This window comes from Marinobacter sp. RI1, from assembly GCF_041155085.1.
GTDB classification, from domain to species: Bacteria; Pseudomonadota; Gammaproteobacteria; order Pseudomonadales; family Oleiphilaceae; genus Marinobacter; species Marinobacter nauticus.
Map to the genome: position 1 here is coordinate 910,864 of NZ_AP031605.1, position 14,504 is coordinate 925,367.

Genomic DNA, 14,504 nt, shown 5'->3' on the forward strand with positions numbered 1-14,504 from the left:
CGGCCGGGTAGCATGTGGTGGTCGGTTCTTGCAGTCAGCGTTGGTGCCGTTATAGGCGCCAACCTGCGCTGGGGGCTTGGGCTCTGGCTTAACGCCAGTTATCACGCCGTTCCCTGGGGCACACTGGTTGCCAACCTCAGTGGTGGCTGGCTGATTGGCGTGTTGATGGCTTTTTTCAGCCAGAGCAGTGTGCTTTCGCCGGAATGGCGTCTGTTTGCGGTGACAGGTTTGTGTGGCGCCCTGACGACTTTCTCGACCTTCTCGCTGGAGATGTTCGCCGCCCTTCAGGAAGGCAAGTGGGGTATGGCCCTGGTCGGAATTCTGGCCCATGTTGTTGGCTCTATCCTGATGACAGCACTCGGATTTCTGACTTTTTCCCTGGTGCGTGGGTAAGCCTGCGGGCGAGTCAGAATCTGTGGGTATCACTACCTACACAAATTATTGAAATTACGCTTGGCAAGCCCGAAATTCCAGAGTAGAGTGGGTTCGTAGGAAAGAATCAGTAAAGCAGTTCATGAATAAGACGTACCTCCGCAGTTAGTAGTGACCGTCCTGTTTTTGATCCCGCGAGTTCTGTTTTTCCGTTACACGCTGACCAGCACCCTATGAGTGTGTGGCAGCAGATAATATGATTGATTTCAGGAAGTTTAAGTATGTCTACTACTACCGGTACTGTTAAGTTCTTCAACGAAGCAAAAGGCTTTGGCTTTATCACTCGTGAAGGCGGCCCGGACGTATTCGTTCACTACAGCGCCATTCAGGGCTCTGGTTTCAAGACCCTGGCCGAAGGCCAGCAGGTCGAGTTCACCGTAACTCAGGGCCAGAAAGGTCCTCAGGCGGAGAACGTTGTTGCTCTGTAATCCCCTGAGGATTCAGCAATAACCCAAAAAAGGCAGCCGAGGCTGCCTTTTTTGTTGCCTGTTTATTCCCCGAAAATTTCCTCGTAAAAACGCATGGTGCCCTGCCATGAGCGCCGCGCAGCTGCTTCATCATAGGCGATTGGCATGCCGAACTGTTCGGCCACCTTATCGGCATTGGGATTGGTGAAGGAATGTTTCACGCCGGGAAAGCTGACAAGCGTCAGATCCACTTCGGCATTCTGCATTTCCCGAACCAGCCCGGCCACCTGTTCCGAGGGAACCATGTCATCTGCGCCGCCTGTGTAGACCTGCACTTTTGCTTTTACAGCGCCAGCTTCGGCCTGCAGCGGGCTGCCCAAGGCACCGTGGTAGCTGACTACGCCATCCAGATCCACGCCCATACGAGCCATGTTCAGGACCACGGCACCACCGAAGCAATAGCCTTGGGCAGCAATACGGTCTGGGTCAACGCTGTCATGGTTCTGCAGAAGTGCCTTGGCTTTCAGGAAGCGGGCTTTAACCTGCTCCATGTTGCTTGTGGCTTCTTGCATGAACTTCTGGGCGGTATCCGGATGGTCGGCCTGTTTGCCGGAGCCATACATATCCAGTGCGAAGGCGGTATAGCCGGAGGCTGCCAGCTTTTCCGCCTGCTCCCGGGCAAAGTCATTGTGGCCCCACCATTCGTGTACCACCAGCACGCCGGGGCGTTTCTGGTCGGACTCGTCGTCCCAGGCCAGGTAGCCGGTGAAGGTTTGGCCGTCTACGGTGTATTCAATGGTTTCGGTCTGCATTTCTGCAAGCGCCTGTGTGCTGGTCATAAAAAGGGAGAGGATTGCTGTGGGTACTGCGGTTCTGATACGGATCATCGCGTTTTTTACTCCTTGCCAGGATTGGTGACACTTCCATGATTACGTTGGCAGCCAGAAAATCGATCCAGACTCACTGGCGTGTCCTGTTCTCAGAACAAAACGGTCTTATAGGCCGGATCTGATAAGTAAAGAGAATCAATGCCGGCTTTCCCGAATCTGATTCTTGACTATAGTTAAGAACAGGAACGGTTTTAAGTCCGAAATGGTTCGGGCACCGTATCCACCCATACCAACAACAGCAATAAAGGGGGTGGTTTATGCTTCTGTCCCATGCGTTTGGTCTCTTCACCCACCCGGAAGATGAGTGGGTATCCATTAAGAAAGAACACGAACATCCAACTCGTCTTTATGTGGCGTACGTCGTCGTTCTGGCGGCCATAGCGCCAATCTGTGCCTACATCTCGACGGCCCATTTTGGTTGGTCTATCGGTAGCGAACGGCTGATCAAGCTCACCGAAATCAGTGCCCTCCAGATGAGCGTTCTGACCTACCTCGCCATGCTGGTGGGGGTCTTCGCCCTCGGGTACGCCATTAACTGGATGGCGAAAACCTATGGCGCCAAGGAAGAGCACGTGCCGTCTAACGGTATTGCCTTGGCAGCCTATTCCTGTACGCCACTGTTCCTGGCCGGTTTTGCGCTGCTGTACCCGGTGCCCTGGTTCAATGCTGTGGTGTTTCTGGCAGCGGCCTGTTACGGCGCCTGGCTGATGTACGACGGCTTACCGATCGTCATGGGCATCGAAAAGGAGCGGGCGGTCATGTACGGAGGGGCTCTACTCACGGTGGCACTGGTGATCCTGGTATCCACCCGAGTCGGTTCGGTCATTCTCTGGAATCTGGGGCTCGGGCCGGTGTTCGTCAGCGGCTAGCCAAACACGTTATTCACTCTGTCAAAACGGGAGCTTCGGCTCCCGTTTTTTGTGACTGCCGTCTGCTTGCGATGCACCTGTCGGAATTTGCCACAGCCCTGTCGCAATCCGGCAACGCGTTCTTCATATCTCTGGTCTAGCTTTTCAGGCCAACCGGTTTTGGTTTCCGGACACGATAAAAAGCATATGACGAACATGACAGGGGTGGACAATGGCTAGACTGACGAGACGGGATTTTCTGAAAGCATCGGCACTGGGTATGGGGGCGGTGGCGATTTCCAGCGGCCTGGCGGGGTGTGTGCTGGACAGCGATGACAAACGGCGGGTTGATTTTACCCATGGTGTGGCCAGTGGTGATCCCCTACAGGACAGCGTTATTCTCTGGACCCGGGCCGTGCCCGAGCGTGGCAGCAAGGTGAAAGTAGGTTGGGAAATCGCCACCGATGCGGAGTTTGCCTCGGTGGTGCGCTCAGGAACCGCCGAAACCACCGAAGATCATGATTTCACCATTAAGGTGGATGCCCAGGGGCTGATGCCGGGCCAGCGTTACTATTACCGTTTCCGCTCCTCGGGTGCCACCTCTCCCGTAGGGGCCGCGACTACCTTGCCGGAAGGGTCGGTAGAGCAGGTGCGACTGGCTGTGGTGTCCTGCTCCAACTACCCGGCCGGTTACTTTCACGTATACCGTGAAGTGGCAAACCAGGCGGACCTGGATGCTGTGATTCATCTGGGCGACTATATCTATGAGTACAGCAGTGACCCGGACAGCTATGCCTCGGAAGATGCCCGGGCTTTGGGCCGGACCTTCCCGGAAAACAATAACCGGGAGTTGCTGACACTGGCGGATTATCGCCGCCGGTATGCTATTTACCGGCAGGATCCGGATCTGCAGCTGGCCCATCAGCGGTTACCGTTCATTGTGGTGTGGGACGACCATGAAGTGGCTAACGATACCTGGCGTAACGGTGCTGAAAATCACGATGACTCTGAAGGCGATTTTGATCAGCGCAAGCTGTCGGCGCTGCAGGCCTTCTTCGAGTGGATGCCGATCCGACCGGTGATTGAAGGTAATGACGAGGCCATCTATCGCAGCTTCCGTTTTGGCGATCTGGTGGATCTGCATATGCTGGATACGCGCATTATCGGGCGCGATCAGCAGCTGGATTACCTGAATTATCTGAGTGAAAGCGGGCTGAACGCACAGCAATTCATGGCCGATGTGGCTGATCCAAACCGGACACTGTTGGGCGCTGAACAGCGTTTATGGTTACAGAACAAGCTGGCTACGTCATCCGGGCGATGGCAGGTGCTGGGGCAGCAGGTGTTGATGGGGCGTATGGATTTGCCTGCGGAATTGTTGCTGGGTATTGCCACGGGAAACGTTTCGGAACTGCCGCAAGCTCTGGCGGAACTTGCGACTATCAAATTCCGAGCCCTGCAGCGCGACCCCACACTCACTGAGCAGGAACTGAGCCGAATCAACACGGCCGCGCCCTACAATCTTGATGCCTGGGACGGCTATCAGGCCGAAAGAGAAGTTGTTCTGGGCATGGCGCGGCAATTCGACAAAAACCTGGTGGTGCTGGCCGGAGATACCCATAACGCCTGGGCCAATAATCTGAAGGATATGAATGGCAACCAGGTGGGTGTGGAATTTGCCACTGCCTCGGTGTCTTCTCCCGGACTGGAGGACTATCTGGGACTGCCTGATGCCATGATTGCCGATGCAGAGCAGGGCATTGGCCTGCTGGTGGATGGCCTGGACTACCTGAACATCAATCAACGTGGTTATATGGTGGTTACTTTCACTCAGGACGAAGCCCTGGCTAACTGGTATTTCGTGGATACCGTCAAGAGCCGGGAATACACCGTTGATAACAGTCGGTCTGCGGCACGGAAGACCTTGCCGGGTGCCGGGAACCGAACGGTCGATCCGGTATAGCCAACCGGGTGCAGCTATACCGGCCATCGGTTTGACCTGGCGCATTGGCGGTACCGGCAGAATCCTGTGTAGTTGACCCAGACCTCAGGCAGGGAGCAGGGATATGTCAGATGTCAGCACGCCAGGTTCAAAGCGGACAGTGGCCGGGGGCGCACAGTCTCAGGCCTGGCATGCCCTGGCCGCAGAACAGGCGCGGGTTCTTCTGGAAGCGCCGGAGCCTTTGACCGACGAAAGTGCGCGGGCCAGGTATGAGAGGTTTGGTCCCAACCAGTTGCCAGAGGGTAGGGCGTCCGGCCCCCTGGCCCGGCTCGGTCGCCAGTTACGTAATTTCCTGATTTATGTACTGCTGACCGCAGCGGCCATCACCGGTGCTCTCGGACACTGGGTCGACGCCGGGGTGATTCTGGCGGTGGTGATTGTTCAGACCCTGGTCGGCTTCATCCAGGAAGGTCGGGCCGAGCAGGCTTTGTCCGCTATCCGTCATATGCTGGCTCCCCGCGCCCGCATTGTCAGGGCCGGCGGCCAGCATCAGGTGGATGCCGGCGATCTGGTACCAGGTGATACGGTGCTGTTGGAGGCTGGTGACCGTGTGCCCGCCGATCTTCGCCTGGAAAAAACCAACAACCTCAAGATTGAGGAAGCTATCCTGACGGGCGAATCCGAGGCGGTGGACAAGTTCCCCGATCCGGTGGACGAGCAGTCGGCCCTCGGCGACCAGACTGGCATGGCGTTCTCCGGCACCATGGTGGCCACGGGCACCGCCCGGGGCGTTGTCGTACGTACCGGTATACATACCGAAATCGGCCGCATTTCCGGCCTGCTGGCTGATACCACCAGTCTTAAAACTCCGCTGCTGGAACAGATGGACCGGTTTGCGCGGGGGCTTTCTCTGATTGTCATCGCGACCGGCATTCTCATCTTCTTTGGCGGACTGGTGTTCAGTGGCCTGGAATTCCGGGAGTTGTTCATGGCGGTGGTGGGCCTGACGGTGGCAGCCATTCCTGAAGGCTTGCCTGCCATTCTCACCATTACCCTTGCCATTGGTGTGCGCCAGATGGCGCGTCGCAAGGCGGTGGTACGCCGGATGCCGGTGATCGAAACCCTGGGCGCGGTTTCAGTCATTTGCTCTGACAAAACCGGCACGCTCACCCGTAACGAAATGATGGTGACTACTGCTGTGACCTCCGGTGAGCGCTATGAGATTACCGGCGAAGGTTATGGTAGCGATGGCATGGTCTGCCGGGGGGGGCAGCCGGTCACCGGCGATGGGGTGCTGGCTGAGCTTGCCCGGGCGGCGGCACTGTGTAACGACGCCAGCATTATTGGCAAAGACGGGCAGCCTTCTATTCATGGTGACCCCATGGAAGCCGCGCTGAAAGTGTTTGCCGGCAAGGCGGAATTTGATCATGTGAACAGTGCCTCCGCCTGGCCACGGGTTGATGAGGTTCCCTTCGATACCCGCATACGGTTCATGGCCACATTGAATCACGACCACCACGGTCACGGTATTGCCTATCTCAAAGGCGCTCCGGAACGGATTCTGGCCATGTGTGCGCACCAGGTATCCACCGACGGTGGAACGGAGCCGCTGAGCACGGAGCACTGGGAACGGATCATTACGGAAATGGCTTCCGAAGGCCTGAGGGTGCTGGCACTGGCGCGCAGGCCAATGGCGAAAGGCAGCCGGGAACTGGTGCTGGAAGAGCTGGAACAGGGCGCTGAATTGCTGGGGGTGGTGGGCTTGCTGGATCCGCCCCGGCAGGAGGCTATCCGCGCTATCAAAGAGTGCCACGATGCCGGTATTCGGGTGAAGATGATTACCGGCGACCACGCCCTGACGGCCGGTGCCATTGCCCGAAAACTCGGGCTGCGTAATGCCGACCGGGTACTGACCGGCAAAGAGCTTGATGACCTGGATGAAGATCAGCTCCGGAGTCTGGCCGGAGAGGTGGATGTGTTTGCCCGCACCAGCCCCGAGCACAAACTCAGGTTAGTGAAAGCCCTGCAGGCACTGCATGGTGTGGTGGCCATGACCGGTGATGGCGTCAACGATGCCCCGGCACTGAAGCGGGCGGATGTTGGCATTGCCATGGGTGTAAAGGGCTCGGAAGCGGCCCGGCAGGCGTCATCGGTGGTGCTGCTGGATGATAACTTCGCCAGCATTGCTGCGGCTGTCCGGGAAGGGCGCACGGTTTACACCAACCTGCGTAAGGGCATTGCCTTTATGCTTCCGATTAACGGGGGGGAATCCGTCAGCCTGATCACCGCCTTGTTGCTGGGGCTCACGCTGCCCATTTCCGCCTTGCAGATTCTCTGGGTGAATATGGTCAGCTCGGTGCTGCTGGCCATGACCCTGGCGTTTGAACCGCCCGAGCCCGGAGTTATGCGGCAACCTCCCAGGCCACGGGACGAGTCCTTGCTGCAGGGCTTTGTGGTCTGGCGGGTGGCGTTTGTATCCCTGCTGTTTCTGGTGGGCATCTTCGCGGCCTGGTTCTGGGTCATGCATCGCCATCAGGACCCGGTGCTGGCCAGCACCCTGGCGGTCAACACCCTGGTGGCGATGGAGGTTTTCTACCTGTTTGCGGTGCGTTATCTCGACAGTGCCTCGATTACCCTGCGGGGGGTGCTCGGCACCCCCGTTGTGCTGGCAGCGATCGCAGCGGTCGTGGTATTGCAGTTGTTGTTCACCTACCTGCCCTGGTTCCAGCACACCTTTACCACTGCGGCCCTGAGCCTGGAGCAGCTGGCGTTTTCCGTGGTGGCTGGTGTTGTGGTTCTGCTGGTGTTGGAACTGGAAACTGCGATACGTAACCGGGTCAAGGCAGTCCGCGGGTAATCACTCCCGGATCGCCTCGGCCCTCCACCGCGGCCAGTTCGGCGCTGGAGAGCCATTCTCCGGGAGGTTTGTCCATCACCTCGGCGCAGGCCGTCAGGGCATGGCCCCAAGAGCAACGGTTGGCGAACAGCATGCCCGCTTCATTCAGGGTACCACCCCGATTGATGTAGCCCAGTACCCGGGAATGGCCGGGATGCGGGAACAGCGTGTGCAGGTGTCCGCGAAACACTTCCGGCCGCATATGGGTCAGGGCAACCCGTCGGTGCATGCGATGGGGGAACAGACGCTCCCGCTCAAACTCGGTCAGGCAGGAGGTGGCTTCCATCGGATCCCGGGGTTGACGGAAGCGCCCGGGTTCCTGCAGATAGACCAGCCGGAACGGTGTGCCGGTCTCGCGCAGACGCTCGCAAGCCCGTATGGCCTCGGAAAGCTGATAGGCGCCATTGGCAATCAGCAGAAGGGGTTCTTCGCCAGCCGAGGTATCCTCGTCCACCACCAGTGCGCCGTGTCTTGCCAGTGCTTCGGCTTCGCTGCCGTTGAAGACGCACGGGCGCTCCCGTTTCGGGATAACGAGGCAACTGATGCGGCCCCGCTCCCGGTAAACCGATGGCAGAATCGCCAGGGCGCTGTTGTAGTCAGCCGGGAAAATCACCCGGGAGACATCACTCATTTCTCCCAGTAAAGCCTCACAGAAGCTGGTGTCCTGGTGGGATTGCTCGTTCTTGCCGTTTTCCCATGTGTGCGAGGTGGCAATCACTGGCAGTCCCAGCCATTGGGGTGGCCGGCCCACTTCTTTCTGATGTCGGGCGAAGATCAACTCCTGGCGGATAGCGCCGAGCATTTTCACGCAGAAGGCTTCGTAGCTGGCCACCAGATTCAATCCCGCTTTGTTGGCCAGGCAGGCAGAGACGACCGCCTCTTCATTCAGTGCCGTAATGATCTTGCCGTGTACTGACTCGGCCTCGTTCTCCGGGTCGTTCACGCGGTGCTTGAGGCTGTCGAGCACGCCTTTGAGTCGGTTGCTGGCGAGTTCGTCCGGGTTGCCGACCCGGGGCCGGAGTTCCGGGTTGTCCGCGACCAGAGCCTTGAAGAATTCATCAACGGCAGTCATGGGTGAGCATTTGTTCTGAGCCCAGGGCAAAACCGGAATGGCAGGTTCCGAGGGACGGCGAAGCGCCAGCGGGTGATCCCGCTCCAGTGGCCGGCCCTGTTGGCTGTGTTCATTCAGCTCGGATACCGCCAGGTTCAGCTCCTGCGGTTTTACCCATAGCGGTGTTGCGTACTCATTGAACAGCTCCCTGGATATGGCATCCATACGAGGATTGCCGGGCAGAGGTAGATTGTGAGCTGCGTTTTCTCCGGCGCCATAGAAACCATAGCCTTTCACGGTCTCTGCGATACCGTAGGGTATGCGAACCGGGTAGCTGGTCTCACCTTGTTGCGCAGCAGTGCCATGGGCTGCTAGTGCCTGCTCCATGTCGTACATGGCACAGACGAAAGCCGCGGGATCACGGCCGTCAAATCGCACCGGGTCAAAGCCCCGGTGTTGCAGGTGCTGCTCAAACCGTTCCAGACCCTCTCGGGTACCAAGCTCGGTTCGTTGTTCAATGCGACGGCCATTGGCAATCATCACCGGCAAGACCAGTCCGCAGTCCTCGGCACGCCACCATCGGGGTATCCAGTCACTTCCGCGCTGTTCTTCGGCGGCCCCGTCGGAAAGGAAGGCCACCAGAGATTCACCGGGCAGAGGCATATGTGCGTACTGCAGCTCTGCAAACCCAAGGTAGCCGCCTTCGATAATGCCCCCGGCGGTATGGGGGTTTACGTGGCTGCCCAGGGGGGCGGCCATCGTGCCATCCGGTTTCTGGCGATAGCTGTAGAAGTCGGAGGCCAGTCGAGATAGTCCCTCAGGCGCCAGGTAACGGGCGCGTTGCTCGGGATGCAGATTGCCGGTCAGAACGTTGAGTGCATCCACGGCGGCCACACAATGCCCTTGTCCCATCAGCCAGCTGCGGGTTTTTCCGGTCAGGTTGTTGAGGGCCAGGTAGGCCGCGTAGGCAGGCGCCATGTTCAGGGCGCCTCCGGTATGGCCTTCCGGCGAAGCCTTGAAATCCTGGGCGACCAGGGGGGCGCCGGCAATGTCCACCCGGTTGCAATAGGTCATGTGCACCACCAGCCACAGGCCGGCGCTGGTGAGCCGGTCCAGGGCGATCAGCTTCCGGTACACCGTATCTTCATCCGGTTGGTGCCCGGCACTAACCAGTTTTCCAGCGAGTTCCCGGACTCTGGCGGAGGTCTGTTCGGAGTGCCGGATAACGCCATAGCCCTGCTGCCAGCAATGGAAGGCTGAGCCTGGTGTTGCCTCGTTGGGCGCCTGAACGGGTTCAGTGGGCGATGACATGACGGCCTCCATGGCTGATGAGTGTGAAGGAAGTGTAAAACGGACCGCCGTCAGCCCCCTTGATGCAGGTCAGTCGTATCTGCATCTTTTAGCATGCACTGAGCTGGTGCGGGACTTGGGTCCGTGCGGATTTCGGTATAGGATGGTGGCTCAGGACTCAATGATGAAAGGAATCAATCCATGAGTAAGGCAATAGTATTGCTGGGCGATCTCGGTATGGACCATCAGGGATTCCCGCCCACACCGGTGATTGCCGGTTCCCCCGATGTTCTCGTGGACGGTAAACCCGTTGCCCGGGTAGGCGATCCGCTGCAACCCCATTCAAAGCCCAAGCATCCGCCCCATCCCCGGGCCATTGCGGCCGGTTCCGGAACCGTGATGATCAATGGCAAACCGGCTGCGGTTACCGGCGGTGCTGTATCCTGCGGGGGCGTTACCGTTGGCAGTGGAACGGTGATTATCGGCAGCTAACGGGTTTTGTGTTCCAGGCTGAATGGGCGGCCCCAGTAATAACCCTGCCCCTGCAAGCCCGGAAACTGATGCAGCCAGAGTGCGATGGTTTCGTCTTCCACGCCTTCGACCACCACATCCAGGTCCAGGGCTGTGCCCAGCTCAAGAGCGGCACGAAGTATTTTCTGTCTTGAGGGGTAATCCAGTACCCCCTCCAGAAAACTGCGGTCGATTTTCAGCTCATCCAGCTCGAATTGTGCCAGGGCGCCAAGTGATGAGTGGCCGGATCCGAAGTCATCCAGTGCAATCCGGAAGCCCATCGCGCTCAGGGTCCGGATGGTGCTGCGGGCCGTTTCCGGATCGGTCATCATGGCGGTTTCGGTAATTTCCAGGCTGACGTTGGCCGGCTCCAGTTTGTGTCGTCGGACGATGGCGCCGGCTTCCTCGTGGAACAGACTGTGGGCCAGATCCTTGGCGGAAATGTTCACCGCGACCGTAATATCACGCCCATACTGTTCACGAAGCTGATGGCTGTCCCTGCAGGCTCGGTCCAGAACCCAGAGTGTGACCGTGTGAATGATCCCCACTTCTTCGGCCAGGGGAATCCACTGGCTGGGCGCAATCCTGCCGAATTCCGGGTGCTGCCAGCGAATCAGGGCTTCCAGTGAGCCAATCCGGCCATCGCGGATGTTGATCTTGGGCTGGTACTCCAGCCACATTTCGCCGGAACGCAGCGCTTGTTCCACATCCAGCATCAGCATTTGCTGGCGGTATTGCCACTCGGCAATGGCAGGATCATAAACCACCAGCGGCAGGCTTTCGTCCAGTGAGGCAAAGCCGGCACAGGCGAGTACGCCGGCCGGTTCTGCAGCATGTTCCGGGGCGTGGGCGACGCCAACCGAGGCGGCCCAGGAAAAGGAAAAACGGCCCTCACGGAAGTTCTCGGACAACCAGCGGCTGATGGCCTGCAGGCGTTGGCTCTCCAGCGCCTCGTCGGGATGGCGCAACAGGGCAAAAGCATGGTTGACGGTGTCCAGGGTGGCCACGCTGTAACCGTTGATCATCACCAGTTGATCGCCCACCGTTTGCTTCAGATACCGGTTGAGTTGCCGCAGATACTGCTTCAGGAGTTCTTCGGCCGCTCGGTAGCCCAGGGCCTGTTCCAGTTCATTGAACCGGGCCAGGCGAATCATGCATAGGGTGTAGGGCGTTTTGTGGCAGTCCAGCGCGCCCAGGGTTTCCTCCAGCATGGGCCTGTTTGGCTTTCCGGTTACCCTGTGGGTTTTCAGCAAACGGTCATAATCACGCTCGATGCTGGCCCGGAGTTTCTGTTCCTCCTGTACACGTATGTCCGAGCTCAGACGTTTCTTGCGCTCTTCCAGCAGCAGTTTACCCACACCACTGGTCAGGATCAGGGAGCCGGTGGCTGCGCCCAGGAAAAAGGCGGAGTCGGTCACCGCATTCACGGGTAGCCAGCCAACGGTACGAAGTGACGACGTGACAGCCCCGATCACGATCGCCAGTACCGACAGGGCATAGTAACGGGCGTAAACGTGGCTGTTCAGCTGGCGCAGGCTCAGGGCAAAGATGAACAGCCCGCCGACGGCACTGCTCATCAGGAAGGCATGTTGACCCAGGAATTGAAACCCAAGAGGCGCTGCCAGCAGGTGCGCTCCGGCAAGAAGGCTGAAGGCCCGGAGTATCCGGGCTTCCGTGCGGGTCAGTTGGAGGAAGTGTGGGGTGAATTCGCAAAGCGCGATCTGGCACAGCGGCAGACTGATGCTGAGCAGGGCATTGAGCTCTGGCAGTGCCGGCCAGATCAGCCACAGCCCTAGGCCGTCCATCACCAGCTGGCTGTAGATAACACTGATCATCAGCACGCTCAGCCAGGCCAGGCCCGGTCGGCGGAGCTTGGCCACAATACTCAGGTTGAGTAAGAGTGCAAACACCAGCAGACCGGTGACAAACGACTTCCAGGCGGTGATGGCGGTGCCGGCACCGAGAGCCTCGGCGCTGTCTGACAGAATGACCGGCAACAGTACCGGGCCATGATTCTGCACTTCCATCAGCAGGGTGGTGGTGCCCGGTTGCAGCGTGACCGGCCAGACCCACTGCGGTAACGCCAGGAATCGTTGATCAAAGGGGTATCGGTCGCCCATGGCGGGTAGGTGTTCGATGCTTCCGTCCGGGTGAACCAGGGCAGGCTGCAGGTGGTCCAGGTAAGGTGCAGGTACCGTCACCTGGCTGGTGGCAGGTTCTGACGTCGGGTTTTCGAGTGTCAGCCGGAAAGTTGCGGGTTTGTAGGGATAGCCGATTCCGGAATAGCGGGTATCCGTCCGGCTCCAGACTTCGGATTGCCAGAGTCTGTCTTGCAGTACCTTGCCCAGGGGGTGGATCAGATATTCGATCTGGCCTGCGATGTGAGGGCCGTTTGTGTCGCTGTTGGTCTGCACCGAAGGACTGACCGAAAGAGTCGGCGGATCCTGCCAGAAGGTCGTCGCAAGTCCGTAGGTAATGGCCAGGAGAAGGATGACAAACGGGAACGACTGGTGCAGCCACGCCGGTAATCTGTCCGAGCGGGTTTCCTTGGAGAGAGTCTGGCCGAGCGACGGAGAGTCCATCCTGAACGCATCCTGAAACTGGAAAGCGGCACCGTTACACTCTGGTTACAATGATTAACGAGATGTAACGAATTGATTTGATTAATATTTTACAGGAATTTAAGATTTTTTGCATTTGCTGTTTAAAACGCATGATTGAAAATGAGACCTGCGTTCGGCCCGTCTGCGCTGATATAGTTCGCGCTATTGACCCATTCCTTGTTAAGGCCTGAGAGGCAGGTAGTTCACCATGCGTTATTCCGTGTTTGTCACTGTTGTCGTCTTTTTCCTGGCGGTGTCCGGCCAGAGCCTCGCCAGTCCGGAGCGGGCGCCGAACCTGGCGTCGGTGCAGGCAGCGGCGGCCGAAGTTGGCAAAGAGGGCCTGCTGTTCGGTAAGCACGCCGATCGCCCGGTACCGGTGGCGTCGATCACCAAGCTGATGACGGCACTCGTGGTGGTGGAATCGGGACAGGATATGGACGAGTGGCTGACGTTCGAGGAGCGTCATGTCGAGGCTGCCGCGAACGCCTGGAGCCGCATTCGGGTGGGCTCTCAGCTTCGGCGCCGGGATGTGCTGCGGATTGCCCTGATGTCATCCGAGAACTTTGCTGCCTACACTCTGGCGCGTGTCTATCCGGGTGGCTTCGACGGTTTTGTTGCCGCGATGAATGCCAAGGCAAAAGCTCTGGGGATGCTCCAGACCCGATTTGTTGACCCGACCGGTCTCTCTACCGACAACGTGTCCACGGCCGCCGATCTGGTGATCCTAGCACGTGCTGCGCTCAAGCATCCTGAGATTCGTGAGGCCTCTACCACCGGATACTACCGGGCCGAATTCCGGAAACCCCGGTACAGCCTGTCGTTTGGCAATACCAATGCGTTGGTGCACCGGGACAGCTGGGGCGTGAGCCTGAGTAAAACCGGATACCTCACAGAGGCGGGGCGTTGTCTGGTGATGGTCTCTGAGATGAACGGAACACCGGTAATCACGGTTTTGCTGGACTCCCTGGGTACCCGGTCTCCGATGGGCGATGCCGGCCGAATCAAACGCTGGCTTGCCACCGGCCAGCCAGGCTCGGTGGCATCGGCCGCGAAGCGTTATGCACAGGAAAAGAATGCAGTTCTGATGGCGGCAGAGGCGAAGCAGTCTCGGGCCACCACAGCGTCCTCACAATAAAGGAACAGTTCAGACCATGATTGAGATACTGACCACCGGTGGCACCATCGATAAGGTCTATTTTGATGCCAACAGCAAGTTTGAAATCGGTGACAGCCTGTTACCGGAACTGTTGACGGAATCCAACATCCACGACGGCTACGAGATTCGTCCCCTGATGCGGAAGGACAGCCTGGAACTGACCGATGAGGACCGTCAGGCCATTCTGGAAGCGGTCAAGGCTTCGGCCTGCCAGCGTATCCTGATTACCCATGGCACCGATACCATGGCGCAGACCGCCGAGGCACTGAAATCGGTAGCCGATCGCACGATTGTGTTGACCGGTGCCATGCAGCCCGCGCGGATGCGGCGCACCGACGCTATCTTCAACATCGGCTTTGCCTGGGCCGCGGTGTCGCTGTTACCGGCGGGGGTCTACATCGCCATGAACGGCGAGGTGTTTGAAGCAGGTTCAGTGCGGAAAAATCTGGCAGCCCAGCGGTTCGAGCGTGCCTAGGCCG

General features: G+C 58.7%; 11 protein-coding genes. 8 read left to right on the top strand and 3 right to left on the bottom strand.

Features of this window, described 5'->3' with window-relative positions; genetic code table 11:
- Positions 1 to 12: 12 nt before the first annotated feature.
- Both crcB and ACAM27_RS04005 read left to right on the top strand, forming a co-directional pair.
- The gene (crcB, locus tag ACAM27_RS04000; protein ID WP_011787020.1) at positions 13 to 393 is read left to right on the top strand and encodes a fluoride efflux transporter CrcB; all 381 of its coding nucleotides are present in this window, start codon (positions 13 to 15) and stop codon (positions 391 to 393) included.
- Positions 394 to 653: 260 nt separating this feature from the next.
- Positions 654 to 860, top strand: coding sequence for a cold-shock protein (locus ACAM27_RS04005; RefSeq protein WP_008172950.1), 207 nt, complete (start codon positions 654 to 656; stop codon positions 858 to 860).
- Positions 861 to 922: 62 nt separating this feature from the next.
- On the opposite strand, the gene ACAM27_RS04010 is transcribed toward ACAM27_RS04005, so the two are convergent.
- The gene (locus ACAM27_RS04010; RefSeq protein WP_011787019.1) at positions 923 to 1,726 is read right to left on the bottom strand and encodes a dienelactone hydrolase family protein; all 804 of its coding nucleotides are present in this window, start codon (positions 1,724 to 1,726) and stop codon (positions 923 to 925) included.
- A 260-nt stretch (positions 1,727 to 1,986) separates the two neighbouring features.
- Here ACAM27_RS04010 and ACAM27_RS04015 point away from each other — a divergent pair, with 260 nt between their 5' ends.
- The 3 genes from ACAM27_RS04015 (at position 1,987) to ACAM27_RS04025 (ending at position 7,376) form a co-directional block, all read left to right on the top strand.
- A complete protein-coding gene (locus tag ACAM27_RS04015) occupies positions 1,987 to 2,598 on the top strand; it encodes a Yip1 family protein (protein ID WP_011787018.1) in 612 nt (203 codons plus the stop codon).
- A gap of 211 nt (positions 2,599 to 2,809) precedes the next feature.
- On the top strand, positions 2,810 to 4,540 hold the full coding sequence (locus tag ACAM27_RS04020; RefSeq protein WP_369612605.1) for an alkaline phosphatase: 1,731 nt from the start codon (positions 2,810 to 2,812) through the stop codon (positions 4,538 to 4,540).
- A 103-nt stretch (positions 4,541 to 4,643) separates the two neighbouring features.
- The gene (locus ACAM27_RS04025; RefSeq protein ID WP_369612606.1) at positions 4,644 to 7,376 is read left to right on the top strand and encodes a cation-translocating P-type ATPase; all 2,733 of its coding nucleotides are present in this window, start codon (positions 4,644 to 4,646) and stop codon (positions 7,374 to 7,376) included.
- Here the strand turns inward: ACAM27_RS04025 and ACAM27_RS04030 are convergent.
- On the bottom strand, positions 7,357 to 9,777 hold the full coding sequence (locus ACAM27_RS04030) for a xylulose 5-phosphate 3-epimerase (RefSeq protein WP_222562222.1): 2,421 nt from the start codon (positions 9,775 to 9,777) through the stop codon (positions 7,357 to 7,359). The genes ACAM27_RS04025 and ACAM27_RS04030 overlap by 20 nt on opposite strands.
- Positions 9,778 to 9,957: 180 nt before the next feature.
- Between ACAM27_RS04030 and ACAM27_RS04035 the strand changes: the two genes are divergently transcribed.
- Entirely contained in the window at positions 9,958 to 10,248 is a 291-nt protein-coding gene (locus ACAM27_RS04035) for a type VI secretion system PAAR protein (RefSeq protein WP_011787014.1), read from the top strand.
- On the opposite strand, the gene ACAM27_RS04040 is transcribed toward ACAM27_RS04035, so the two are convergent.
- Positions 10,245 to 12,848 (bottom strand): EAL domain-containing protein, encoded by a 2,604-nt coding sequence (locus ACAM27_RS04040; RefSeq protein WP_369612607.1) that lies wholly within the window; start codon positions 12,846 to 12,848, stop codon positions 10,245 to 10,247. The two genes, ACAM27_RS04035 and ACAM27_RS04040, sit on opposite strands and share 4 nt — an antisense overlap.
- A 229-nt stretch (positions 12,849 to 13,077) precedes the next feature.
- On the opposite strand from ACAM27_RS04040, the gene pbpG reads away from it, so the two are divergent.
- Together pbpG and ACAM27_RS04050 are read left to right on the top strand one after the other, a co-directional pair.
- Positions 13,078 to 14,004 (top strand): D-alanyl-D-alanine endopeptidase, encoded by a 927-nt coding sequence (pbpG, locus tag ACAM27_RS04045; protein ID WP_011787012.1) that lies wholly within the window; start codon positions 13,078 to 13,080, stop codon positions 14,002 to 14,004.
- A gap of 16 nt (positions 14,005 to 14,020) precedes the next feature.
- Positions 14,021 to 14,500: an asparaginase domain-containing protein gene (locus tag ACAM27_RS04050; protein WP_011787011.1), complete on the top strand. Its 480-nt coding sequence runs from the start codon at positions 14,021 to 14,023 to the stop codon at positions 14,498 to 14,500.
- Positions 14,501 to 14,504: the final 4 nt, after the last annotated feature.